This window comes from Brevibacillus sp. JB24b, assembly GCF_051713385.1.
Lineage (GTDB): Bacteria > Bacillota > Bacilli > Brevibacillales > Brevibacillaceae > Brevibacillus_B > Brevibacillus_B laterosporus.
Genome location: NZ_JBNVQV010000001.1, coordinates 2588967 through 2614959, shown reverse-complemented (window position 1 = coordinate 2614959; position 25993 = coordinate 2588967). Strand labels below are relative to the sequence as shown.

General features: G+C 38.2%; 24 protein-coding genes and 5 pseudogenes. 2 read left to right on the top strand and 27 right to left on the bottom strand.

Annotated elements, in window-relative coordinates:
• Window positions 1–627: 627 nt before the first annotated feature.
• From ACQV1I_RS12810 to ACQV1I_RS12795, 4 genes and pseudogenes are all read right to left on the bottom strand, one after another.
• Window positions 628–1823 (bottom strand): annotated as a pseudogene (locus ACQV1I_RS12810) (IS4 family transposase).
• A gap of 202 nt (window positions 1824–2025) precedes the next feature.
• Window positions 2026–2757, bottom strand: a pseudogene (locus tag ACQV1I_RS12805) (NADPH-dependent F420 reductase).
• Window positions 2758–2903: 146 nt separating this feature from the next.
• Window positions 2904–3808, bottom strand: a pseudogene (locus ACQV1I_RS12800) (MFS transporter); the annotation flags it as partial.
• Between the two features lie 129 nt (window positions 3809–3937).
• Window positions 3938–4366 carry a MarR family winged helix-turn-helix transcriptional regulator gene (locus ACQV1I_RS12795; protein ID WP_116334665.1) on the bottom strand — a complete coding sequence of 143 codons (429 nt, stop codon included), beginning with the start codon at window positions 4364–4366 and terminating at the stop codon, window positions 3938–3940.
• A gap of 312 nt (window positions 4367–4678) precedes the next feature.
• Here ACQV1I_RS12795 and ACQV1I_RS12790 point away from each other — a divergent pair, with 312 nt between their 5' ends.
• Window positions 4679–4828 carry a hypothetical protein gene (locus ACQV1I_RS12790; protein ID WP_161555102.1) on the top strand — a complete coding sequence of 50 codons (150 nt, stop codon included), beginning with the start codon at window positions 4679–4681 and terminating at the stop codon, window positions 4826–4828.
• A gap of 4 nt (window positions 4829–4832) precedes the next feature.
• Here ACQV1I_RS12790 and ACQV1I_RS12785 read toward each other — a convergent pair whose 3' ends face one another.
• From ACQV1I_RS12785 to ACQV1I_RS12745, 9 genes and pseudogenes are all read right to left on the bottom strand, one after another.
• Window positions 4833–5018, bottom strand: a complete 186-nt coding sequence (locus ACQV1I_RS12785; protein ID WP_236645854.1) for a hypothetical protein — start codon at window positions 5016–5018, stop codon at window positions 4833–4835.
• A 395-nt stretch (window positions 5019–5413) separates the two neighbouring features.
• The gene (locus ACQV1I_RS12780) at window positions 5414–6598 is read right to left on the bottom strand and encodes an inositol-3-phosphate synthase (RefSeq protein WP_116334645.1); all 1185 of its coding nucleotides are present in this window, start codon (window positions 6596–6598) and stop codon (window positions 5414–5416) included.
• Window positions 6595–7926 (bottom strand): alkaline phosphatase family protein, encoded by a 1332-nt coding sequence (locus ACQV1I_RS12775; RefSeq protein ID WP_116334666.1) that lies wholly within the window; start codon window positions 7924–7926, stop codon window positions 6595–6597. Before ACQV1I_RS12775 ends, ACQV1I_RS12780 begins: the two co-directional genes overlap by 4 nt.
• A gap of 32 nt (window positions 7927–7958) precedes the next feature.
• Window positions 7959–8837, bottom strand: a complete 879-nt coding sequence (gene eboC / locus ACQV1I_RS12770) for a UbiA-like protein EboC (RefSeq protein WP_094702128.1) — start codon at window positions 8835–8837, stop codon at window positions 7959–7961.
• Window positions 8834–9664 (bottom strand): sugar phosphate isomerase/epimerase family protein, encoded by an 831-nt coding sequence (locus tag ACQV1I_RS12765; protein ID WP_116334646.1) that lies wholly within the window; start codon window positions 9662–9664, stop codon window positions 8834–8836. Before ACQV1I_RS12765 ends, eboC begins: the two co-directional genes overlap by 4 nt.
• 14 nt (window positions 9665–9678) lie before the next feature.
• Window positions 9679–10476: a TatD family hydrolase gene (locus ACQV1I_RS12760; protein WP_116334647.1), complete on the bottom strand. Its 798-nt coding sequence runs from the start codon at window positions 10474–10476 to the stop codon at window positions 9679–9681.
• 13 nt (window positions 10477–10489) lie between these two features.
• Window positions 10490–11341 (bottom strand): sugar phosphate isomerase/epimerase family protein, encoded by an 852-nt coding sequence (locus ACQV1I_RS12755; protein ID WP_094702134.1) that lies wholly within the window; start codon window positions 11339–11341, stop codon window positions 10490–10492.
• 73 nt (window positions 11342–11414) lie between these two features.
• A pseudogene (locus ACQV1I_RS12750) lies at window positions 11415–11887 on the bottom strand (hypothetical protein).
• A gap of 879 nt (window positions 11888–12766) precedes the next feature.
• The gene (locus tag ACQV1I_RS12745; protein ID WP_116334648.1) at window positions 12767–14197 is read right to left on the bottom strand and encodes a PQQ-dependent sugar dehydrogenase; all 1431 of its coding nucleotides are present in this window, start codon (window positions 14195–14197) and stop codon (window positions 12767–12769) included.
• Between the two features lie 814 nt (window positions 14198–15011).
• Between ACQV1I_RS12745 and ACQV1I_RS12740 the strand changes: the two genes are divergently transcribed.
• Entirely contained in the window at window positions 15012–15149 is a 138-nt protein-coding gene (locus ACQV1I_RS12740; RefSeq protein ID WP_161555103.1) for a hypothetical protein, read from the top strand.
• 964 nt (window positions 15150–16113) lie between these two features.
• Here ACQV1I_RS12740 and ACQV1I_RS12735 read toward each other — a convergent pair.
• The 14 genes and pseudogenes from ACQV1I_RS12735 to ACQV1I_RS12670 all read right to left on the bottom strand — a co-directional run bounded on the left by ACQV1I_RS12735 (window position 16114) and on the right by ACQV1I_RS12670 (window position 25991).
• On the bottom strand, window positions 16114–17151 hold the full coding sequence (locus ACQV1I_RS12735; protein WP_438769298.1) for a BclA C-terminal domain-containing protein: 1038 nt from the start codon (window positions 17149–17151) through the stop codon (window positions 16114–16116).
• A 474-nt stretch (window positions 17152–17625) separates the two neighbouring features.
• The gene (locus tag ACQV1I_RS12730) at window positions 17626–18621 is read right to left on the bottom strand and encodes a BclA C-terminal domain-containing protein (RefSeq protein WP_116334650.1); all 996 of its coding nucleotides are present in this window, start codon (window positions 18619–18621) and stop codon (window positions 17626–17628) included.
• 364 nt (window positions 18622–18985) lie between these two features.
• Window positions 18986–19184, bottom strand: a pseudogene (locus ACQV1I_RS12725) (DUF2785 domain-containing protein); the annotation flags it as partial.
• 324 nt (window positions 19185–19508) lie between these two features.
• The gene (locus ACQV1I_RS12720; protein ID WP_116334651.1) at window positions 19509–20414 is read right to left on the bottom strand and encodes a DUF3854 domain-containing protein; all 906 of its coding nucleotides are present in this window, start codon (window positions 20412–20414) and stop codon (window positions 19509–19511) included.
• Window positions 20392–20862, bottom strand: a complete 471-nt coding sequence (locus ACQV1I_RS12715) for a CHC2 zinc finger domain-containing protein (RefSeq protein ID WP_116334652.1) — start codon at window positions 20860–20862, stop codon at window positions 20392–20394. Before ACQV1I_RS12715 ends, ACQV1I_RS12720 begins: the two co-directional genes overlap by 23 nt.
• 601 nt (window positions 20863–21463) lie before the next feature.
• On the bottom strand, window positions 21464–21607 hold the full coding sequence (locus ACQV1I_RS12710; protein WP_201747423.1) for a hypothetical protein: 144 nt from the start codon (window positions 21605–21607) through the stop codon (window positions 21464–21466).
• A gap of 30 nt (window positions 21608–21637) precedes the next feature.
• On the bottom strand, window positions 21638–22093 hold the full coding sequence (locus ACQV1I_RS12705; RefSeq protein ID WP_116334653.1) for a hypothetical protein: 456 nt from the start codon (window positions 22091–22093) through the stop codon (window positions 21638–21640).
• A gap of 235 nt (window positions 22094–22328) precedes the next feature.
• Window positions 22329–22409, bottom strand: coding sequence for a hypothetical protein (locus ACQV1I_RS12700; RefSeq protein WP_328588856.1), 81 nt, complete (start codon window positions 22407–22409; stop codon window positions 22329–22331).
• A 391-nt stretch (window positions 22410–22800) separates the two neighbouring features.
• Window positions 22801–23013: a hypothetical protein gene (locus ACQV1I_RS12695; protein ID WP_094702152.1), complete on the bottom strand. Its 213-nt coding sequence runs from the start codon at window positions 23011–23013 to the stop codon at window positions 22801–22803.
• Window positions 23014–23015: 2 nt separating this feature from the next.
• A complete protein-coding gene (locus tag ACQV1I_RS12690) occupies window positions 23016–24416 on the bottom strand; it encodes a sensor histidine kinase (RefSeq protein ID WP_116334655.1) in 1401 nt (466 codons plus the stop codon).
• Window positions 24413–25120, bottom strand: coding sequence for a response regulator transcription factor (locus tag ACQV1I_RS12685; RefSeq protein WP_094702156.1), 708 nt, complete (start codon window positions 25118–25120; stop codon window positions 24413–24415). Before ACQV1I_RS12685 ends, ACQV1I_RS12690 begins: the two co-directional genes overlap by 4 nt.
• A 59-nt stretch (window positions 25121–25179) precedes the next feature.
• Window positions 25180–25404 carry a hypothetical protein gene (locus ACQV1I_RS12680; RefSeq protein ID WP_094702158.1) on the bottom strand — a complete coding sequence of 75 codons (225 nt, stop codon included), beginning with the start codon at window positions 25402–25404 and terminating at the stop codon, window positions 25180–25182.
• A 5-nt stretch (window positions 25405–25409) separates the two neighbouring features.
• Window positions 25410–25652, bottom strand: a complete 243-nt coding sequence (locus ACQV1I_RS12675) for a hypothetical protein (RefSeq protein ID WP_116334656.1) — start codon at window positions 25650–25652, stop codon at window positions 25410–25412.
• 72 nt (window positions 25653–25724) lie between these two features.
• Window positions 25725–25991, bottom strand: a complete 267-nt coding sequence (locus ACQV1I_RS12670; protein WP_094702162.1) for a hypothetical protein — start codon at window positions 25989–25991, stop codon at window positions 25725–25727.
• Window positions 25992–25993: the final 2 nt, after the last annotated feature.

Genomic DNA, 25993 nt, shown 5'->3' with positions numbered 1-25993 from the left:
ATGCAATCTCTTGAGACTCATGAGATTAACGCGAAAATTCAGCAGATTGACAAAGAAACACCTTTCTTGTTTGATATCATGTAAGTGACGAGCAACCATGCAAACAAGGAATTATGTGTACCCCTATGCTACACATAATTCCTTGTTTGAACAGGCATTAACTGGCTTTTCCAAGGCGTTCTCTACCCTCCAAATCGGCCTTTTTCTTCGCAAGGCTGGTATTTCCAAAACATTCGGCCACTCGAGCCTAGCCGTGTTTCAGCTTCGACCGAGGTACCATAATTTCAAAACATCTATTGTTACAATAAAACATATGTCTCCACTGTGGTGGGAACATATCAACTTCCTTGGTGAGTATCGCTTTGCCGAAAGGAGTTACTATCTTAGAATAATTGAACTAAGTATAGCAATATAGCCGGTTACACCTCTTAGCGTAGTGAAAACCGGCTGTATTTGTGTACATGGAATGCTTGGCGTTGTTAATTCGCTTTTTGCCGGCGATACCCCATCGCCATCAAGTTAAGGGTGCTAAGAGGGTATATGTGAGAGTTATTTTTTAAAATTTCTACGACTGTACTAAAGATGAGCATAACAAATAAACCTATTAAATAGGTATTTTAAGAAATATTATGCAACTTTGAAACTTTGTGACAACGTATAATCATACACAACACCTAAGATATCAAAGACGGTTTTCTTTTCGTACCGGTGAGATTTTCTCCCGTTTTTCTCTACAAGATAAAACAAACGCAGTAAAACTTTTAATAATTCATGGATGTCCTTTTGTAATCCTTCATAAAACAATAGATAATAATTCTTTATCATATAGATGGATTTGTATTCACTTAGCTCTTTCTTTTTCTTATCCAAGAGTAACTGACGCATTTTGAACATCGTCGATGAACAGAGTAAAATACTAATGAGTTGCCCATATAAATGACATTCTAAGCGTTCTTTCTTGATTCCTTTGCACTTGTCAATTTGAAAGAAAGATTTCCATGTTTTAAATAAAATTTCAATTTGCCAACGTAATGAATAGAAGTCATGGATATGTTCCGTTGGAACATTTTCTGCAGAAAGGTTCGTAATATACACGTTGAATTCCACTCAACCGTTTACTCCGTTCTTTGTAGATAATACCTTTCTTTTTTTCCTTTTTGGCTTGTTCTTTCAACCTTTTTTCTGTTTGTTCCTTTGTTAATCGATGAATAATAACACAGCTGGCAATTTTTGATACTGTCCAATGTATGCCTCTGAAACCTCCATTGTTTGACCAGGGGGCAATTGATTCATGAGTTCTTCCATATCTAACTGAATATAGAGCGTTCCTTTCTTCACGGTCCCATTTCGAAAATACTCTGGCTCATCATTCTTACGATAGATTCGAGAATTTAATTTCAAACGTGAGACATAGTAAGCTCCTTTATCATGGATCTTCTGTAAGTCATGTAAGTCAAAATAGCCTAAATCTCTTATGTACAAGTCTTTTGGTTGAATGGTTTGTAGGCTTGTTGAACCAAAGGTTTTATCATTTTCTCTTCCTTCTCCTACATAAACGTGCAGGAACTTTCCACTCAATAAGTCATACTCCAATTGAATTTTAACTCCTGCTGTATGGCTACTTCCACCCGAACCTTGATAATGTGAAGAAAACTTATCTGGAAGCCCGAATGTGCTTAAAAGTCGTGGTATATTGATGAATTTATTTCTTGTGACTGAACGAATCCTTTTTCTTTGGCTAGGTGTTCTAGAACATGAGAAGACATATGTCGTTGTAATTCTTCAGCAATCGGTTGAAGTTCGTCAAGAATCGAAAGATTCATAAAGGAAACGCCATCCTTTCCTACTACAGAAAGGATAACGTCTTTTTTGCTTTATTGATAGTGCAAAACCTTACCTATTGTCATCTACTCACGAGGCTCAGCCTTTTTTTTAAAAGTGTAATGCTGGGTCTATTTTCTTATGCTCTTTTACTGGTTTTCATGGGAGTTTAACCAACCTATCAAGACAATCAGGGTTCCTAATTTAGGAATTATATATTTCTCTATTTATTCTAACAATATCTTTGCTTGATAATTCGGCTGGGGTAGCTAAAAATTTCTCTATCACCTTATCCCGTAGGAAAGGCGCTTTTTCTTTATTTGCCTTTTTCAAAGCTTTCGTTAGTTCATCTTTTGTTAGCTCTGTGCAGTATGCAGGAGTTCCAGGCTGTTGTCTCCAAGAATCACTTAAATAACCGCTATCTACAGTGTCAAAGCCTAGCTCGTTTACTATATCCATAATTATTTTTTTTGAGATAAGGTCATCGCCAGCAACTGATATAGCAATTCGTCCACTAGTACCTTCGGGAGTTCCTTTATTTTTTAAAGTAAAGGCTAATAAATTGTTGAAAGCCTTAATTATAGGTCTACCTAATTGATTTGAAACCCACAAACTTTCAACCATCCCGTTCTCAATTTCTTCAATTTTATTGTCTCTTTGAGGATAATAATTTGAAGTGTCTACAACGATCACTTCCTCCCCAACGTTATCTACAACATGGCGAATACTTGGCAGTACGTACAGGGGGATTGATATTATAAGTACATTAATATTTCTAATTACATCTTCTACACTCACACGTATTCATGCGAGGTCTTTTCCTTCCAATCGTTCAATTCCTCGAGCATCTGCAATTTTGACATCATGTCCATTCTTAACTAATTTTTCAGAAATAATTGACCCTATATTTCCTACACCTATTATTCCAAATTTCATTTTTATTTCTCCTAATTTAGTTTTTTAATACTTTTTTAAATGTGTCGATTTTAACCCCTCGCGTTTAACTACGGCGCGGCGGATAAAGAACCCATGACCAAGCTAATCATTCTATGATCATCACGAACAAGAACACGTTTTGGCTGCATGGCGTTTGCAATTTCGCCTAGATTAGTCGGAGCAGAGGAGCCGTGCAAGTATTTATCCATGCCAACTGTAAGGATACTGATTGCGACCGCTGTTCCAATCGCGCCTACAACCTGCTGCAGTGTGTTCATGACTGCCGTGCCGTGCGGGTATAACTCCGGCGGCAATTGATTTAACCCGTTCGTTTGAGCAGGCATCCATATCATGGCCATCCCAACCATGCCATGCTTCCCCAACCTTCAGATCCTTCGCCCGCCTTACTGAAGCCGAAGACAACTCCTCCGAAACCGATCGTTGACAATACGACAGATAGTAGATCTATCCGAAGCTTTTTGACTTCGGTAATATTTTCCAAATATTTCAAACCAATCAACAAACCTATGACCAAAAGCGGCAGCGATAACCAGAAGATGTAGTGCCATGATAAATATTCTATTAATAGACCGGCTACGGTCGGTCCGGTCGCTGGCGCGAACATGATAACAAGTCCCACGAATCCCATCGCCGCCCCCCGCTTTTCCGGTGGAAATATGACAAGAATGGTATTAAACATGAGTGGAAGCAACAACGCCATGCCTACCGCCTGTAGAACTCGGGCGAACATTAACATTTCAAAATTAAATGAGAGTGCCGCAATCAATGTACCTACAATTAAACTTATGAGCGAACTTGTGAACAGCGTCCTTGTCGTAAACATTTGCAACAACAACCCGCTTATTGGCATTATTATGCCTAGAGTCAGCAAGAACCCTGTTGTTAACCATTGTGCGGTTGCGGCCGGAATTTGGAACACATCCATTAAATTAATCATTGCTATGCTTAAAGCAGTCTCACTAAACATGCCAATAAAACCGCAGATAAGCAGGGATGCCAAGATGGCACGCGTATTGTACTGTCCCTTCATCTCTATATCTCCTCTTAATTAAAATAAATTTTTCACAAAACATTGTTTGACCAATATGTACACCGCTAAGGTACGTAGAAGCGTACAGTGAAATTATTTAGTATGCTAAATATAAATGCAAGAGACGACTTATAATAAGTCACTCTCCATTTGCTTCAATAGTTGCCTTAGAAGTAAGCGATCGGCCGGTAAAATTGAATGCAGTAATTTTTCTTGCTGCTGTTTCCATTTGAAATTAACCGGTTCCTCTAATTCTTTGCCTTTGTCTGTTAGAAAAATCCGCATTACCCTAGCATCATGTTTATCCCTTGTACGGTAAATAAAATCGTTTTGCTCCAGTGATCTAACCATATTTGTTACCGTAGGCGGTTCACACTTTAAATATTCACATAACTGCATTTGTGTTATTCCATCGCCGCCTATCCACAAACGAGCAAGTAAATTATCTTGGCCTACATAAAGGTTAAGTTCCCTTAGAGATTCGCTATAATCTCGGCGCATTTTGGAAGAAATCCTATCTAACGTCTGACGAATATCACAACCCACATTATCTGTCATTAATAACTCCTCTTCTGTTATATTTAGCTTACTAAATATATCACGGTAAAATCCTTGTATCAACATGGGGTAGTACTTAAGGGCTTGCTGCCCGTTAAAATGAAGCATCAACAATCCAACACTTCATTTTCTCAGTCTACAACTTTATTTTCTCTGGACATGTGTAACAGATGAATTTCAATTTTTGGGTACAGGGCCGATGGTAGTGGAGTTAGAGGACTTTGAGGGCTGGGTGAATGCAAAGCTCCCTAAAAAAATATCGACAACGGCTATGTAGTTCGATGAGATTTGAGATCAGGGGAGTCTATCGGAATGGGTGAACATATTCAAGTCAAAGTAATTGGATTCGACGAAAACCCGGAAGAATGCATAGCATCAATGAACGGGCTGGAGATACGGATCGATCCGTTCGTCACTGACATTTGGAAGTGGGATGAACGAGAAAAAATGAAAGGAGAATGATCGTTCAGCGGCGCTTGGCACGAACATTGTTTTCTGCCATAGCGATCCGAAAGAATAGACCGACATTGATACATATTTTCTCATGGAATTCATCTGCAGGTATAATACCATCTTTAGTGCTTCCATCCGCATTTTTTTCGAAATATCTTGCATTAGGAAAACCATGTATATACGTTACTCCTTCATTCATACCACCCATATAATATTGAGCAGGACCGGATCATAATATATTTCTTTCGAATCATCAATCTCAACAACAATATTTGTGTTTTCCGCTGGCTAAATGCTCCTTCCATTCCCGATATTTACCCTGTCCCTCGTTAATTCCAATACCATCATATTCACATATTAAAGTATCTTGAATAACACTCCGTTTCCCTTTAATTTCATATTCCAAACAAAATGGAAATTCACCTTCCATTTACGGTATTTCCCATGCCCTTCATCTAAAGGAATATTCTTTGCAAAGAGTATTGGATGTTTTATCGGTTAAGTTCTTACAATGAACTTATAGGAGATGAGTACGGATGATTGAAAACAGCTTATTTGCTGTGACTTCCAAAATAGTCAAGGCCACCAAGGAGATTAAGCATTGTATTCAAAATGTTTCACATACTCCAATAACATTTGGTATTGCTGATCAAGGGCATATTCATCTGTTCCAATTGGGGATTTAAAGAAAAGTGATAGATGTTCCATTATTCCTGTCTTCCCCTTCTGAAGTGCATGATCCATAAACCGGGAAAGGTCAATTATAAGAGGAGCAGCTAAAATAGAATCAATGCCTAGCCAATTGATTTTCATTGTCATCCTCTCACCTAACCACCCTTCAAAGTCAACCGTATCCCATGCTTCTTTTCTATCTCCTCGGACAGGAAAATAATCAATCCTAACTTTATGATCAAAATGACTGTACCCTAATATACGTTCTAATCCAATGGACTTTGAATCAATCTTTGTTGAAGAATGCCTCGGATGATCCAAAATTGCACCATCTTGATTCCCTAGGATATTCGTGCTGTACCAACCAACAATATTCAACCCTCGCTGTTTGAACATTTTCCCTAAAACATGTTTATATAAAGTCTGTCCTGTCCTTCCATCTTTCCCTGCTGTCGGGACACCCTGAGTTTCTGCAAGCTTTTGCAGCGCCGGTATCTCAGCCGTCACACTCGGCGTAAAGTTCACATAAGCACATTTTGCCTTCATTGCTGCATAAGCATAAAGCATACCTGGTCGAATATCCGGTGAATTTTCCCTTAACCCGGTCTCAAATGCTTTTAATGATTGATATAATGAATGAGTTTTTGTTTTTTCTTCTGTTGAAGCGGTGTTTATCACAACAATTCTCTCAAGATCATATTTTTTCCTAAATGCCTCGATGTCTTCTTGGATCTTATCCACTGCACTCTCTAAAGTCTCAGGCTCTCCTTTCAATCTATATACTCCTTTGACAAAATCATTTACATTAGCCAGTGGCGCTTGCCAAACAGGAACATCATTGAGATTCATTTCAATCTTCTGCAAAATAGGTTCCTGAATGATGCCATGTCTTTTTACCGCTTCTATCAATGAATCTTTTTGTATATCCCATCCACCAAAAGCAATCTGGTCAAGCGGGGGTAGCTGCAGCATCTCAAATTCCTTCTCTGAAGAAATAACTCCCCTTAATGGAGCTAGATTTTGATTGACTGCAAAGAGTCCGGAAATCGTTGTTGTTGCAACTGCCCCTAGCATCCCCACAAATAACACACCCGTTTGATATGTCACTTTTTCACCTCTTCTTTTTTTCTTGAAAGTTGTAACAATAAGTCATGGACTTCGGTCGCTTCTAATGTTTCTGGAAGTTCAAAATCTTTCCCTGTTACTACAAGTGATACATAGTCCCCTTCGTCCTTTGGCGGTAAACCGTGAGATCCTTTGATTCGCTCCGGTTCTAGTGGGATTTGGAATGTTTTTGGATTTACAAACAGCTCAACTGGATCATAACCGGGCTTCCTATGAATATCCACATTGTATGCAAATTCTGGTGCCTGTTCGTTGTTTAGCCACCAGTAGTACACAAACCAACTGTCGGGTTCTGCAATTGCAACTAACTGACCCGAAAGTTCATGATCAATCTTATGAGCTCGTTTCTCCTCTTCTCCCCATACCTCGGCTATACCTGGGATTTTTTCGAGAATTGCTTTAACTGCCCCAATATCATGTGTGTCTTGAATATACACGTGGGCCAATTGATGGTCTGCCAAAGCAAAGGCTCTCGACATCTCTAAATCGAGAAAATCCATATTTTCAACATGCTTGATAGCCACATAGCCCTCTTTATTCAACGTTTGATTGATAAGGATAGGTCTATTAACTGACTTAAAGTTATATTCTGACAAAATAACAAGACGTGTGTGCTCCCTCAATCCGCGCTCTTCCAGTTGCCCGATAAAGTTTCCAATCAAATTATCAATTTCTTTAATCGATCTCCTTGCTGCTTCACTTTCAGGTCCGAACCTTTGCGCGTTATAATCTATATTGGGTAAATATACAAGTGATAATCTTGGTTTGTATTCTTCTAAAACATCTATTGCTGCATCTAAGATCCATTCACTGGACTTGACAGAAGAGAGTGGACCCCAGAAATATTTCAGATCAAATTCCCCATATTTCTCCCTCAGTTTTCCGTATAAGTCCCTCGGCTTCGAATCACACCACAAAATCATTTTTTTATCGAGATGGATAGGGGCAGGTGTAACTACATAGTCCGCTGTGCTCAGCTTGCTGAACTGCCAAAATAGCACTGCTGTTTCAGCTGTCGGGTCTTCTTTCTTCAGCTTCTCCCAGATTTTTTCGCCTTGAATTGGAACCATAGTCTGATTCCACATTGTAATCTCTTTAGTATCCAAATTGGGGAGTCCGTTACAAATAACTCCATGTTCAGCTGGCGGAATTCCAGTGATATAAGTAGCCTGTATTGATCCAGTTACAGCGGGAAATACAGGCTTAATTCTTGCGTGTTGCCCACTTTCTAATAATTTTCGAATATTCGGAGTTAATTCAGCATCGTTCAGATGTTCTGTTGTTAAACTGATAATATCTAATACAACCACGTTTTTTTTCTCCAAAGATACCATCCTTTCATCTATGTGACCGGAAAGATACGAGACATGATATAACTCAGAATTAGGAAAGAGGATACGGAAAAAAAAGCTGGCCATCCTCCGAATGAAGCGGCAACCGCCCCATCCAATAATGGAAGACCTAGTATACATGTTCCGACAGCCTTTCTAATGTTAGGTGATGTCGGCTTTGCTAGTGCCGGTAAAATTCCTGAAAAAGTCCATAACAAAAAAAAGATTACTGCAATAACTGTTGCTCCCCATGTACCGTCGAATTGCAAGAACAGAATAACAATAGCACACGTTAAAACCGCCCCTGCCATAATTTTTACTCGATTCGGATGAATGCCGTTTCCAACCTCGCCTTTGGACATCACAGTAACAGTGAAAATATATAAAAATCCTAATCCCGCTATCCACCAAAATTGCGCTAATTTATCTGGTGCCACACTCAACCCTAATAACAAATTGACTCCTCTACAAATTCCCATTGTCAACGGTCCGAAAACGTCATGATGCTTTGAATAGCGATTATAAACGAATACTAAAACAATGAGAATGCACGCAATCAAAAAACTTATTTTGGACACAAAGCTTACAGATACAATACCAGCCGTAAGGAGTACAAGACCAAAACGGAGCGCTGAACGAAGTGAGATACGGCCAGATGTCAAGGGTCTCTCAGGCCGCTCTTTTTTATCTATTTCAAAATCAAAAAAGTCATTTAAAATAATTCCTGTCGCATATATACATGCACTTGCAAATATGAGAAGGATAATCTGAATGAAGTGACTCTGATCCAAAACTACCCCTGCAATCCAAGTACCTGCCAATATATCTGCCATAGCTGTAAAGGTATTCGGAAATCGTATGAGCTCAAAATAGGTGCGAATCTTTCTCATAGGCTGTTAAGGATACTTTTCACATAGTCATAAGATTCTTTGGCAGCCTGTATCGCCTGACTTTCATAGGGGTATAATTCAATGGTAACAAAACCATCATAACCCGTTTTCTTTATAGATTGTAAAACTTCTAGAATAGGAATAGCACCATGCCCTGGTATGAGATGTTCGTGAACACGGTCCCCGGCAATATCCTCCAGATGATAATGCTTTGTATAGGGTAGCAACTTATGAACTAATGTAGCTGGATCCTCTCCGACACAAAAGAAATGTCCTATGTCAAAATTTAATCCAATCGCCTGGGAAGGAACAGCCTTCTTGAATTCAATAAATTGATCAGATGTTTCAATCAGTAAGTCCGGCTCCGGTTCAACAAGAATTGTCACACCAGATTTTTCGGCATGGTCAGCCAATTCCTCCATTGCCAAAATAAAAACTTTATTTGCCCATTCTCTTCCTACATTGATGAGTGGTCCCCCTGGTTCGGTAGACAATGTCTTTGCACCGAGTTTTTGAGCCAAGTCAATGCAGTTATGCGTATGTTCTATACGCTGTCTTCTTTCTACTTCATCTGCCTCAACAAAAGACGGGTGCCAATTATCTTTTATTCCATACAGCATGAACGCATTCAAATTTGATATAGTCATGTTTCGTCGTTTCAACCTGTCTTTAATCATTTCTAACTTCTCATTGGTCACTTCAGGTGGAAAAGCATGCGGGATATCTAGTAAGATTTCTATTCCTTCATATCCGATTTCAGCCAATAAGTCGATTGTTTTTAACAGGTCATATCTTTTAAATCCATTACTGCTATATGCGAGTTTCATGATCTTTTCACCCCTTATGAATCTAGTTTCAATTTTCCAGATTGCTCATAAAAACGGACCGGATTATTCCAAACTAGCTCTTGAATGATATTTTCCGCATACCCTTTCTTTCGAATCTCAAGCGCAGTTTTGACTACATTAAGGGGATTAGACGGGCCCCAGTCTGCTGCCGTATTGATCATGACCTTATTTGTGCTGTAATGTTCGATTATTTCAATTGCTTCGCCAGTTGAAACTTTCGTCGGATAAATTGTCATCCCGCTCCAGCCGCCATATTCGACGGAAAGATCAATAGTATCTGAATTATTATGATCTATTAATACCCTGTCAGGTTCAAGCCCTTCTTCCCTTAGGATTTCTATCGTTCTTCTTGTTCCCTCCCGCTTATTTTGGTGAGGAGTATGTACCATAACCAACATATGGAGATTCTTAGCCAATTTCAGTTGTCTGCGCATCACGTCTTCTTCCTCTACAGTGATTCTATCAAATCCAATCTCCCCAATCCCAAGACACCGCTCATGTTGCAAGTACTCGGACAGTCCATCGATTACTTGATAGGCAATATCAACGTTATTTGCTTCTTTTGGATTCATAGCTAAACAACAATAATGATCGATTCCATATTGCTTAGCACGCTGCGGCTCAAAGGTAAGCAAATGTTGGAAGTAATCAAAATAGGTCTCAGGATATCGGCGTTCACTTCCAAGCCAAAATGCTGGTTCCACAACAGCGCGTACACCAGCCAGACTCATATTTTCATAATCATCTGTTGTGCGAGAGTAACAATGGATGTGCGGATCAAAATATTTCATAGGTTTTCTCCCCTCATAAATGGCTATTCTTAAAGTATGGTGTAAGGAATTCGATAGACTCCTTTGCTGCCATAACCGGATTGTCACTGTAGGTATATAATTCTACTGTAATGAATCCTGTATATTCGATTTGTTTTACATGATTAAACAATTGATTGAAGTCAATGTTTCCCTTACCAGGTATAAGATGATAGTGTTTGTGATCTGCAATATCTTCTAAATGGATATTCCATATTCGTGACGTTAGACTTGATAACAGAGTGGGAATATCTTCTCCTATTACGTCTGCATGCCCGAGATCTAGGTTTGCTCCCAGCCTATTTGACCCTACTATTTGAATCAGTTCATTTAATTCCTTGCCGTTTTCTATTAGAAGACCAGGTTCGTATTCAATCCCTACGTTGATTTCACGTCGTTCCGCATAGTCCATAATTTCCATTAATGAGTTTATCAGGTGGTTAATTGCCTGATTTGGTGGGTTTTCAGAAAGACACCTACCACTTGTAATACTGATGTTTTTTGCATTTACTTTTGCAGCTAAATCTATTAATTGCTTCGTGTATCTAATTCTCTGATTTCTCACCTCTTCTCTCGCGTTACATAGGGACGGCTCAAATGTAGGTTCTCCAGTAGAATGTGAAAAAAATCCGGCTGCCGTATTTCCGTTTATATTTGATATTTCGAGATCATATTGTTCTATTTTTTTTTGCACATCACTTACCCAAGGGGCAGTATGCAAAGGTGGGAAAGCATGCGGAACATCCGCTAGAATTTCCACACCCTTATACCCCAAACGTCCAATCTCTGAAATAGATTCGGGCAATGTGTATCTAGTAAATGCATTTGTACTAAATGCCAGCTTCATCTAGTCTCCTCCTTCTTTTGAAATATATGTGGCACTACAACGCTTATTTGTTCAAAAAGATTTCACTCAACTGTTAAGGCAATGCCCGACATAATCTATTCATGAGTATTCTGCAAAGTTCCGCGAAGATCCAGCAGTAAAGAAAACTCAATATAAATATTATTGCAATATCCTTTGAATCCATAGTTGTATCAACAGTAGGGCCTAGCACTGGAAAACGGAATACGGAATACATACAGAATCACCATAATACCCAGATTAGTTCACTCGGCTGAATAATAAATAAAAGGAAAATTGTAAGGAGATAAGAGAGGATTCCTTGGCGGATAGAAAGCAAATAACTAAAAAGATTGGTAATGTCGCTAGAAAACTAATCAGATAGCCTATACCAGGCATAAAGCCCCCTGCTGATTGAAACATAGTGGCAAATGTACTCAGTAAGGCTGTAATAACCAACTTGGCTGCAAGAGACATCTTTTTCAAATGAACATAGTCTCCATCTATCTCTATCATCAATTGATACCAATAACGAACAAACCGTTTTATTAAAACAACCTCCTGAAAATATCCAATTAGTCACTTTCTATACTATTCATTCCCTTGTAATTTTATGCGGTATTGCCTATTATAATCAATTGAAATGACGAATGCTCCTCTATGAATATTTAAAAATAGCAGCTTTTTCTAGGGGGATTACAATGTATCGTACAGATACAAATAAAATAATTTTAATGCCAGAAAATATCTTGGTTCCATTAGGATATATAATTGAGGTATTTGCTGTAATGTTTACAACTCCCATTAACTTAACGTTATAGATTGATGGGAAATGCTAATAAGATGCTGGAATTGCTTCAGGAAATGGTAAGGTGTTAATACTTACTCCAATCGTAACAAAAGTAATATCTATGTTGCGCACCGTAGATTTATTACTACCGTAAGACCAGATAACTCCAAGAAGAATATTATTTCAGCATTACCTAGCTTTAGAGATCATCATAACTCTTATTTTTGTTCCTGATGAAAAAATGTATTTTGGGCAAGAAACCGCTACAAATTTCGGTGTGGTTGGTAAAGATAATAGCCGTTGGATGAAGCAATATCCTTTTTTCATGACCATTCCTGCTCCTTTATTCTGCTAGTTGGACAAAACTTTAGAACAAAAAATTATTTATCCGGTGTTTCAAGTGAGCAAGTATGGACAGGCGCATTCCCTCCCTTTGGTGTTCCTTCCTATTTTTCATTTTAAGGAACAAAGAATTCCATAAGTTGATGGGCATAGGGTTTGCAAGGTATTGTTGAACAAACCTTATTTCAAAGCTACAATTAGCCCTATTTTGAAATTTTCTCCTTCTTTGGATTTATCGTCATAAATGTAGTAAATGTACGATAAATACTCCAACCGTCGAATTCTATAGTTATAAATCATGGAACAATTTCAAAAATAGTACCTTGGTTAAAATCAGTCACCTTCATAGAGCCATAAACCCCTAAATATAATCTGGTTTGATCCAGATTCGTTCCCAAATTAACATAATAAGCTGATTGAGATCCAAAATTATAATCGGTTTCAATAACACTAAAATCATTTAGTTTACCATCTGTACTTGCCCTAGTATAAGCTAAAACCCCTCTAACCGGAGGTCGAGATTCTTCCTTCTGGGCAAGATCGGTAAACACAACGCTTCCCGTTAAATTTGGGATTCCATTCCCCATATATGGCTGGACTCCTGTAAGTGCAGTTCCTCCAAACTTATCGGGTCGTGGATCTTTATGAAAATAACTAGTTAAAGGCTGAAGACGCCTCACTGAAGTTTTGACTGTTTCATTGTAATAAGCCATTGTTTTCTCATCCAAAGTCGAATTCTCAGAACAGCCCCTTATAAACGAAGTAGGAAAATCACCTTCCCACCCTCGCCAACCAAAGTTAATAAATTCTTCTTGGTCAGGATTAGATCTCATTAAAGAAGCTTGAATAAGCTGAGTAACCGATATTGGTTTATAATGAACGAATGAAAAAATCGACTCTACCAAATCCTGTCCGACATTTCCCACATATTTGATATACTGATTATAAAACCTTTGAAATGAAATGCCTGTTATATTGCGAACTCCTTTAGCAATTACCGTAAGCGTTTCCTGAATAGATGAGGGAAGTTCATTAAAACGCGTGACTACGGGTGGATTATTGATAAATGTATTCTTAACTACATCAATTTCAATTATTTTACCAGCTATCTCCATATCATCCTGACTTAAATTAAATGGATCATAGCCTGATCCACCATCTCCAGTTGTTAAAACAAGTTTTCCTGTTTCAGGTGAAAAGTTTAAGCTATTAACACCGTTATGATTAAAAAATGGTCTTCTTATATTAAGTAATGTCCGTCGCTTTTGAGGTTGACCATTCGATTGTAAAATCCATTCTTCAACTGTATCTATATGATCATATTGAGTTTCTCTATTTATCCATCTTAGGTTTAAAGTTCTGGGATCACACGGATTAGGCTTAAAAGATTCAGAAAGGGCCCCTGGCCCCTGTGTTCCCGCTACTGAATAATGAAGATAAAACAAACCGTTATAATAAAATTCTGGATGAAACGCTAGCCCTAGCAATCCCCGTTCGTCATATCCAATACCAGAAACACCTTGTTCAGACTTACCTAATTTTATAATTCGCGGGCGAATATCTAAAAAAGTCCTTATAACTCCGTTTCCTATGTAAAAGATCTCTCCTACCTGGGTTGCAATAAATAATCTTTCAATTGAGTCACCTGGAAGTAAAGTTGTTTTCAAAACGGTGGGTAAATTTATTTTACTTACAATGGGTCGTAAACTAACCTTTACTTTTATCACCTAACTTTACACCCCTTTTTATTGTTTTCTATTATAAGAATATGATTAGAACTGTTCTATTAGTATCAAATTAGGGCCAGGGAGTTGGGGAATTTTCCGTTTAATATTGGTCCGTTTTTGGTAAGTTCTATGCGGATATTGAAATGGACAAATGGAAATTTAAAATTATTTAAATTACTCAATGCATTTGTAGGTGGTGTTTTTGTATTTATATTGACTGGTTTTATTAAAAAGATAAAACTATTTGCATTAGTTCGGTTAAATAAGTTTCAATTTTCTGTTCATTTGTTTTGTAAGGAGTTTTTACTGTATGGCTTTTAGTACATTACTGATAGTAAAAGGGAATTTACTTAATAATATTATGAATTAATTATTTAAAGTAACGGAGGCTTATCTTCAATAAGATATTCTAATCGGGTGCTTTAATTGAGCAACATTACATAGAGTAAATGAGTTAATCGAAGCGATACTTAGAATTAATGATTTAGATTCACTCCAACATATCTTAGAGCAAGAGGAGAAAAATACTAAGTTATAATAAATACTCCTTATAAGTACTCTGAACTAGGTAAATACTTCAAACACAAAGGAACGTTCCTAGTAGAACGTGGCTTCTTCAATGAGGGAATGGAAGCATATCTTACAAGTATGAAGTTCTATAGTGCGATTCATTCGTTGAGTGGCCTTTCGGAATGCTCTGAGGAAATATACATTCATCATTGTGAACAAAATAAAGATATGCACTTAGGGCTTCTGAATAAACTACGCGAGGTGTATAATGTGGTAAATAAAGGATGTAAAAGAGGTATATAAAATGAAAAAATATTTGGCTATATTCGTAACTGTTTCATTTGTAATTTGCTCTCTTGTTCCTATGACTAATTTATTTGATTTTAAAAGCGAGCAGGAATATGCAGCTATAAAACCAACCCGAGATGATCCACAAGGATAAAAATCTTTCTAAAAAATACTGATATGAAATATTCAAACCAAGCCCGCTCAATTGATTGCTGATATTCAGTGAGCGGGTTTTTCCTTATATAAGCACTAATATTTTTCATACGTCGACACTGATTTTTTGTCGAATTATGTAAAACGTTTCATCTGTTTGTTAATATATGGATTAAATGAAACGATATGGTATTATAAAGCAGGGAAAGGAGGAAATTTAATTTAGTAGGAGGAAATACGCAAAATAAGTATTCAATATTTATATTTTTTGTCTCAATCAGCCTTTTTATAAAACTTACTTCTTTGGTAGATTCACTAGTGGATAATAGATATCTTGCATCAGTGATTGAACTATTACTTATTGTAGTATTAATTGCACTACTTGATACATTTCTAACGAATTGGGTTAGAAGACTCTGCAAAAATTTAACATTAAACTCCCCTATCTCTATGGGATTTACATATTCCTGTATTTAATTGTCTTTAGAATAGTATGATTACCAACCTAGAAAAGCCAGAAAGCTTTATCAAGGTTTCGAATAACAATTAGAGCTGTGTAACATCTATGAGTTTTCTGTGCTACCTTTACATGTACAAAACGTTGTAATCTAGCTCTCAGAAGTGCTTCCAATTGGCTAGGCTTATGAGATAGCTACTAAAAATGAGTATATATCTTGATTCATTGAACTAGTTCATTGAAACGAAAAAATACTTGTCTTTGCCCTATAGTTAGAAGTGTTCCTTCACATTCTTTGAAGTCGGTTATAAAAGAAAAAGTCATTTCCTAAATTTAAGGAGACGACTTTCTTCATTTTATTACGTACTTGTATTTTTTCTATAATTGCACTAAATCGTAAAGAGATAGGCACATGTTTAGCCTCCCTGACAAGCTTATAACGGGTATGCTCCAAACTAGTAGTTATTTAGTGATCCGAAATGCTAAAGTGGTTTTTAAAATTTTTTTATTATTCTAGACGTTGGATGGTTAGAAAAGCCCCTTCTATACCGTTTCCTAAAAAACTCAGAGCGACATTATCACCAATTAGCTGAAGAGTAATTTTATCTCCTTTCATTAAATTGTCCTGAGTTTCAGCACCAAATGTATCAGTCTGTTTCCCTCCACTTTTAGAGGTATTAATTTCAACTGTTTTATTTCTTACTAATCTGGTAATAAGAGTAAAAGAACCGAATGTGGTGATGTTATATCTGAGTATATAACGTCCATCTTCTGGAACTATGAAAACTCTGTTCTCGTCCTCAACTGTAAAACTATTCAATCTTTGAGTGTCCGGTAGAGGGAGATTTATCCCTTCTGGTGGTACAACAATAACAAAAGGACTAGTAGGGGGTGTTAAAGTTGCAGTCATAGTGTTGATGTTTAGATTTGGACCTCTTGCTCCTGTTGGACCTGTTTCTCCTGTTTGCCCCATTGGTCCTATAATTCCTATCGCCCCTGTTGCTCCTGTCGCTCCTGTTTCTCCAGTGGGTCCTGTTTCTCCCGTTGCTCCTGTTTCTCCGGTAGGTCCCGTTGCCCCTGTTGCTCCTGTTGGTCCAGTAGGACTAAAAATTCCTAAATTTGTTGGACCCTTTTCTCCTGTTGCTCCTGTTTCTCCGGTAGAGCCCGTTGTCCCTGTTGCTCCTGTTTCTCCGGTAGGTCCCGTTGCCCCTGTTGCTCCTGTTTCTCCGGTAGGTCCCGTTGCCCCTGTTGCTCCTGTTTCTCCGGTAGGTCCCGTTGCCCCTGTTGCTCCTGTTTCTCCGGTAGGTCCCGTTGCCCCTGTTGCTCCTGTTTCTCCGGTAGAGCCCGTTGCCCCCGTTGGTCCCGTTGCTCCGGTAGGTCCCGTTTCTCCTGTTTTTCCACGTATAAATGTGCAACAAAATGTAGACGATGAAGAGGATATATAACATGAACGCTTCATGAGCATTGGATTTTTCTTAGTAAACTCATCGAGATCAGTATGTTTAATTTCATCCCATATTCTTTTTATATCGTTTAATTCTTTCACGATCCACACCTCACTTTTTATCTCAAGATATTCTACACATAAGGAATACTCTTGTACAAAAAGAGCTCTACCTTAAAATTGGTGTTTTATACAGTAAATGGTGAAAATCACCTGCAAATTGAAAGAAATGTTTTTCGCAAAATTATGAACTGTCTCATATATAACTACTAAGACTAAATAGTTTGCTGCTTTTGTTCAATGGTATTCGTGATAAATATATCATTTTAATTCTTTTATAATGGAGTTTGATTCCTCTTATGAAATAATAGGTGATAGTAGAAAAATCGTTTCCTCATTTCTCAGGAGACGATTTTTCTTCTTGTTTTAATACATGTTGCCCCTGTTGCCAATCTTGCCATTTACTAAGCTAGTAACTGATATTTTTTTTTTGAGATTTCCAATATCTCAAGCTCTTTAGCGTGTTTACTAGAATCATATAACGGGATATGCTAAAATATCGTCTGAAATTTTTGGTTATTCTAGACGTTGAATGGTTAGAAAAGCTCCTTGTATACCGTTTCCAGCAAAATTAAGAATGACATTTTCACCCATTACCTGAAGGGAAATCTTATCTCCTTTTATTAAGTTTTCCTGAGTTTCAGCAGCAAACTTATCAGACAATTTCCCTCCACTTTTAGAGGCATTAATTTCAACTGTGTTATTCCTTAATAATCTGGTAATAAGAGTAAAAGAATCGATTGTGGTGATGCTATATCTGAGTGTATAACGTCCATCTTCTGGAACTATGAAAGCTCTGTTCTCATCCACAGCGATAAAACCATCTAACTTTTGATTGTTAGGCAAAGGGAGATTTATCCCTTCCGGCGGTACAAAGATAACAAAAAGACTAGTAGGGGGTGTTAAAGTAGCAGTCATGGAATTGGCGCTTATATTTGTACCTGTTGCTCCAGTTAAACCTGTTGCTCCCGTTGGTCCACAAGGGCCTTTAACTCCTGTTATTCCTGTGGCACCCGTTGCTCCTGTCTCTCCTGTCGCACCAGTAGGTCCCGTAGATCCCGTGGCTCCCGTGGCTCCTGTTGGCCCAGTTTCCCCCATTGGCCCTGTATTTCCTGTTGCTCCAATAGGTCCCGTTGCTCCTGTTTCTCCGGTAGGTCCCGTTGCCCCTGTTTCTCCGGTAGGTCCCGTTGCCCCTGTTTCTCCAGCAGATCCTGTTGCTCCCGTTGCTCCAGCAGGTCCCGTGGCTCCTGTTTCTCCGGTAGGCCCCGTTACTCCTGTTTCTCCAGTGGGTCCCGTTGCTCCTGTTTCTCCGGTAGGCCCCGTTGCTCCTGTTCCTCCCGTGGGTCCCGTTGCTCCTGTTTTTCCACGTATAAATGTCCAACAAAACGTAAACGATGAAGAGGAAATACCATTTGAACTCTTCATGTATATTGGATTTTTCCTAGTAAACTCTTCAAGATCGGTATTTGCAACTTCGTCCCATATTCTTTTTATATCGTGTAGTTCTTTCACTATTCACACCTCGCTTTTAGTATCAAGATATTCTAGGCATAAGGAATTTTCTTGTACAAAAAGTACCTTACCTTAAAATTGGCGTATTATAACATTAGTAGAGTAAAAAACATCTACAAATTTGAAGTAAAACTTCACTCTACAAACAACTACACCCCTATCCTATATACAATTTAGTCTAGGTAGGTCTTGAGCTTTAGAATTGATAAAACGTGTTAAGATAGTAACATTACTTGGTCAATCTATAGAAAAAGTTTGTATAATCCTTGTCCTATAAGTAATACATTATTTATAAATAAAAGATACTGTCTATCTACTGGTTTTTTGACTGTTCGAGTTTAACTTTTTGCCTCACTTCTATATTTTAAAAAATTGTATAATACTCTAATGCAAATTTGTTCAATTTAGCCTCGGCAATCAGTTAGAGCTGTAAGACCATTTCCGCAGTTATCCTGCCCCTTTCTAAGACTACGTAGAAAGTTCTTGCTGTTCACCCTGGCGATTATTTGACCACGACTTCTCGACCACCAGAGCTGTGCCAAGCCACTTATCCAGTTAGCAATCAAAGCCCTTTGTCGATCATGGTATCTACATTACTGGGTAATCCGATCAGCCTTGGACTAATCTGTGCTTTACCCCATGATGTTTTGCTGGTAAGAACTCAAAGCAGGATTTAAAAAAATAAAAAAACCCCCGCCTCAATCAGCAGGGGTAAAAAAGTAGGAAAGGGGATTCAATCCTACATAATTGAAAGCCTTTAGAATATTTCTGTAATTAGTCATCTTATTCCTTTATTTAGAAAAGAGTTTAGTTTTAGAAAGTAATAATTCTCTATTCATTCAGATGTTCTCATAGCTTCTTCCTGAACCTCCACAACGTAATAAAATCTATCGTTCAAATAGTGTCCTGACTTCTGGATAAAATCCTCTAATTAAAATGTCGTCTATTCCTTTTCCATGCTGTTCCTTATTCCACAAAGCTACCTCACATTTCTTAATTTGAAACAACTTATACAATTCTTCTTTGAAGTTTTTAATAGAGTTTCGTAATTCTTCCTTTTTATAATCGGCAATATCCATATCAAATGCTAAAACAATTTCCTCTATTCCCATGTTATTTATGATCTCCATACAATATTTCCAAGATTGAATACCTGGGACTCCTAAAAATACTTCTCCAATTCTTTCTGAAGATATATCAGATTTAAAAGGACCCTCTGTTATCCATGCCCGTTGTGCCCTTTGTAATAAAACACCTGGTGTTCTTTTCTGTTGCCACTCACACGGAACTGAAACGTGTACGGGCAAAGGATTCCCCGCCTCCGTCCCTTTATATTTATTACCGCTTGTCAACCACAAGTATTTATTACCATCCGTTATACTTACTTGACCAATTGTCGTTTTTTCATTTCCTCCCATCATTGTAATGATACTTTTGTATTCATTCTTCCTTAGTTCGTTAATCGGGAAAGCTGCTATGATTTTATTTAACCATGTGACTTTCATCTCATTATTTTCTATATATGCGCTGAATTTGTCTCGGTAATCTGTTTTTATTGCTGCTTTTTTAGGTATCTCGTCTAATCTTATTTGCCAACCAACAATATATCCATATTCATTGAAAAATGGGATGAGGATACCACCTCCTGGATATTTACTTAAACTCCAATACTCATGCAGTTTCCCATCCCTTTCTACTTGAACCAGATAAGCACCTGGAAACCCCTCATAGTTCATTTTCTTCATTTTAGAAAAAGGCTGCCATGGTTTATCAGGAAACGAACGATAAGCCACGAATTTCAATCTCCTTTTCAGACATACCTCTGTTTGGAGACATTAAATGAGTTTTGTGTTTATCTAAAAGTACTAGGTTTTGAGCCAAGGAAGTTGATATCTGATGAAGCTCTTTATCAGGTAATTTTTTTGTACTCTTCTTTATTGATCCTTCTGTTACTCTTTTTATTCCATTCTCTTGTCGTTCACGTAACATCTTTAAAACTACTGCAAATGGCTCTGATGTTATTTTCATTAGGAACGTAAAAACATCTCCACCTTCTCCACAACCAAAACATTTAAAAAATTGTTCTTGTTGATTAACATTGAATGAACCTGTTTTTTCTGAATGAAACGGGCATAACCCTACATAATTCCGCCCACTTTTTCGTAAAATTACATACTCTTGAATGACATCTAAAATATCCACATTCATTTTGACATCCTCTACTGACAATTGATCTCTCATAGTTCTACCCCTTATATATCAGCTTTTTATGTTGCAATACAGTCCAGAAATTGTTCTCGTGATAAAAAGCAGCAACAGATTCAAACTAGTACAAATAATTAACAACTCTTTTTTTGCTTCTGTAACATCCCGAATTGCCCATGTAAATGGATTACAAGAAAATAGCATATAGAAACTTAATAAGATGACGATTACACTTCGTAGTAATGAAGAAATCTTTATAGGCGAAGATACCCAGTTTACATACTTCTCACACAAATCCAATAGTGTCCAAAAGGTAAAGGCTGCTCCCTCTAATACTTTCTTCATTTTTATCAGTCCTTTCTAAAATGAAAAAAGGACAGAAAAAATCCATTCTTAGAAATACGGCCAAAAATAACCGTTTCCAAAAATGGATTTTTTCTGTCCTTTAAAACTCATTCCAATAGGAACGAAACTAAAACAATCAAGTATATATACTTTTATTATAACTCTATTTCTTTATTACACGAAACCTATTTTTTATTTCTATAGCCTTTAGTTTACTTAGTCGAGATACAAGTGATGATTATTAATACCGATTTCTTTACTTGCATTAAAATAATGTAGATGCAAATGGGAATCATAAAGATTCGGATGCATTTCTTTCATGAATGGAAGCATGTCTCTGAAGGTAGAAGGGCCTACATCCACAAGCATAAGGAGCCGTTCCAATACCACGTGTCAGAACCTTAGCCCCTACGATTGCGATGATTTTGGTTTTCATGATGTTTTCCTCCCTTCCTTTCCATGGCGTTTAAGATGGTATCTTACTTAGAGTCATCCACTTTCCGTCTTCTGATGGAATGATCTTGACCTTTTCGCCTGGATTAAAGCAAGCGTAATTCATCATGTTATGGATGTTTATAACAGTGATGGTTTGACCACTATCTAGCTCGATCTGATTATGGCATTGGCTGATTCGCTTCTCATCTGCCTCACAGTCCGTATCGGTTTGAATCACACCTATGCTCTCCCAAGCTAATTCTCCTTCAAGTAATTTGGTGGTGTAGAGATTCTCTTTACCGTTTTGCTGCCAGTCTTTCTCTACTCCAAACCGTTCCTCTACTAAAGATGTAATGGCTTCAGGTGGATTCGCCTGTACTTCATTGATAGGTTCATCCTTTTGCAAGTAAAACGAAATGAGAATAGCACATGCGACAACAATGATAGATAATACCGAAGCCTTTATCCAATAAACTGATTTTTTCAAAAAAATCTCCCTCCCTATCTTTCAAATCTATGAAGTTACTTCAAGGGTTAGCTATGGATTTTAGATAATGTTAATCAGATAGTACACGGCGAGCTGTGACATAGCGTTTCGCATAATAAGACTCTGAAAATTTACTGACCTCTGCGCCTTTACCTACAGAAGTGTGTCCAAACATTCCATCGCCCATATAGATCCCTGGGATGTTAAATCCCTTTACCTTCGGTGTTAAAGAAGACTAAATCGCCTGCACGAAGTTTTTTTTCTCCACCTTGTTTCTGACTTTTACTTGTTCCTTCGTGGTTTGAGGCAGTTTCACTCCTAAGTCTTTAAATATGTACTGGATGAACCCTGAACCAGTCAAATCCTTTTATAGTTGTTCCTCCCCATAGATATGGAGTCCCAACGACCTTATCAACAGAAGCGCTCAGTGTCACATCACTAACAGCATATGTACTGCCTGAATAAGATAAGAGCCAAGTAGAGCAGCAATGATGACAACGGATAATATAATTTTCTTCAAATCTCCCTTCTCCATAAGATAGGTTTATTGTAGAGAAAAAATATATAGAAACGATGAAGAAAATGTGTAGAGCCAAGAGAAAATGGCTTCGCAGTTGTTAGACAGAGGCGTTTCTTAAGGTTACTCAAAGAAAATAGAGTGAAACTTTTATTTTCTGAATAACAAAAAAAGTGACTCCACACCGAAGTCACCCTTTCTTTCCTTTCCCTTGTTTGAACCGAACAAATCGATATATGAGATAAATGATTATACCCATAATCGCCATCCAAATACACGCTGAATTGAAAATACGGAATCCACTCGAAAACGAGTCGGTTCGATAATAAGAAGCTGAAACAGTTAAACACATCAATCCAATTGCCATAAAAAACAAGGCAATGAGCCAGTCCGATTTTTTCATGTTTATTCCTCCTGCATCGTCGGGAGAACGAATTGAACCGTAAAACTAGTCCCAATGCCCCTCTTACTTCTAACCTCAATGGAGCCACCTTGCAGTTCGACTAATTTCTTCACGATCGACAAGCCGAGCCCCGTACCGCCCGTTTGCCGTGATCTTGACTTCTCTACCCGATAGAAGCGGTCAAAGATATAAGGGCGCTCATCCTCAGGTATCCCAATGCCTGTGTCCTCTATCGAAAGAGAGAGCGTGCTAGATGTACAATGAAGATGAACATCAATATGACCTTTTTCGGTATAACGGACCGCATTCTCCAACAGATTGAGAATAATTTGCTCCATGCGCATTCCGTCGCCACGAATCAACGGAACAGATTCAGAGGGATGAACAACGAGTTCTAAACCTTTTTCCTTCGCTTTCAGCGAAACCGTCTGTACTGCTTGATCTACAACATCCTTCAAGTCCACCCATTCCATGGACAGACTGACCTTTCCTTCTTCCATCTTGGCGAGTTCAAATAAATCATCCACCAAGTGCTGAATACGTACACCTTCTTGATAAATAATGTCCAGGTAGCGATCTTTCTCTTCCTCGGTCGTATACAAACGGTTCTTCACGACCTTCGCATAACCTTCCAAGTAAGTGATTGGTGTTCGTAGCTCATGAGAGATATTTGCGAAAAACTCTTGTCGTGTATCTCGATACCGCTGCAGGTCAGCGGCTAAATTATTGATCGCTGCTGCCAGATCACCGATTTCATCTTTACTATGGATGTCTAGTCGGGTTTCTAACTCTCCTATAGCAATTTTCTTCGTCGCTTGTTGCATCAAGATAAGCGGTCGTGAAAAGAGTAATGCCATAATCCAAGTGATCCCCATCGCAAGCAAGAAAGCTCCGACGCCTGAGAGGATCAACAGATTTCGCACCGCAGCAAGAGATTTATCCATGCTTTGCGTAGATGCCATCACATAAATGGCAGAAGATATCTGATTATCTTGATAGATCGGTTGACCAATCACCATATAGCGATTGCCTAATAGATCTTCATGTTCTAAGTTAATGGTCTTTCCTGAAAAAATTTGTTTTAGATCTTTTGGCCGGATAAACGACCGATCCGCAGCGTTGTGGCCGCCTGAATGAAGCGTAATCTCACCTGTTGCATCGATATAAAACATGCTTACATTTGAAAAGTCTGCGAAAGTCAGGATCATTTCCTCCGAAGAGGTTTCCGTAGTCTCCGCCATGGTAGTGAAATGAGAGGTCATCTCTGTAACCTCTGTTCTCATTTCCGTGTGATAAAAGTTTGAAAACATCTGATAAAGGCTTATGCCAAGAAAGAGGAGAACGATAAAAAAAATCGCAGCGATGACTGATCCTAATTTCATCCCAATCCGATTGCGTCTCATCCTTCTCCTCCCTGTGCTGAAAATTTATAGCCTACTCCCCAAACGGTTTGAATAGGATCATAGCCAAGTCCTGCGCGTTGTAACTTTTCGCGAATATTCTTGATGTGGGTATCCACGACACGAGTATCACCCGTATACTCATACCCCCATAATCGTTCAACCAATTCTTCTCGAGTAAACGTGCGCTGACTATTTTTTGCTAGATAGAGAAGCAAATCAAACTCTTTCGGTGTAAAATCAATGCTTACTTCATGAATATGAACTTCACGAGCTTCTGCATGTATTTTAAGATGTTGAAATACCATGAGCGTTTCTTGAAGCCTTTGTGCTTGATTGATCATAGAGCGTCTTAACAACGAAAATACACGTGCCAACAATTCCTCAGGTTCAAAAGGTTTCGTCAAGTAATCATCGGCTCCAATGCCAAGCCCATGTACTTTATCCTTGGTTTCCGAACGGGCTGTAAGCATGAGGATCGGCATGGTTTCGGTTTCCCGAATGGTTTTACAAACCTGCCAACCATCCATACCTGGCATCATCACATCCAATATCAGAAGATCAAACGTATGCTGCTTCATCATCGACAACGCCTCATAACCAGACGAAGCCTCCTTGACCTTAAAGCCCTCTTTCAGCAGATAAATGCGAAGCAGATTCCGCATATTCCATTCATCATCAACCACAAGCACCTGAATCTTCGCCATTGTAATCACCTTCTTTATGTGTAAATTCTATCCCAAATGTAAATGATACAACCATCCATTCAACGTGTAACGTTTATTATCTCGATAACTCTCTTTTGCTTGACCTGTTCTAAGATTTTACTCATGGTATTGTTTTGATCTTTCAACATTTCGAGTTCCATTTTCATCTTTGTCTGCTGCTCATCAGATGCCGACTGCTCCGATTTATTCTCCTTCATCATTAATAAAATCATCGGCAGCATCATCAATGAGCACATAAGTGCAATTAACCACGACCAATCCAATGGTTTCAATCCCTTTTACGTTGTGATTTTTTTGTGCCTATTAGAAGGCAAGTGTGGTCTTTTTTAGTTCTTCCCATTTTATCACTATAGCTTTTCCTCACCATTCCACTTGGAGTCTCGGTAGAAGGTCCTGAAGAACCTAATAGCGTATAGGTAAAATGCTCCATAGACTCGAAATTGATAAGAATCCCTATTTCTATCGGGATAATGGGAATCGAGATCACGAAAAGCCAGATTACCTTTTTCATTTCTGGACCTCCTTCTATCCCTACAAACGAAATGTTGTCAGCATCATTCTTAAGCAAATGGCAATTTACCCGTTAATTTGATGGTTTCCGATTATTTATCTTGTTCATGAGTGGCATAAGAATCATATTAGAAAGTGGGCAAATCAATAGGATTCCACTAAGTAGATAGTTCGTTGGTTCGCCTCGATACACATTAATCAAGACAATAAGGACAACAAGTGCAATGGGAAGCACACAGCATAGTGTCATCATCCAATTGTGTGTGTTTGAACCGTGTCCATCATGTGAAGCATGCTTCGGATTATTGTTTCCTTGATTATGATTTCCGCAACAATTCAACG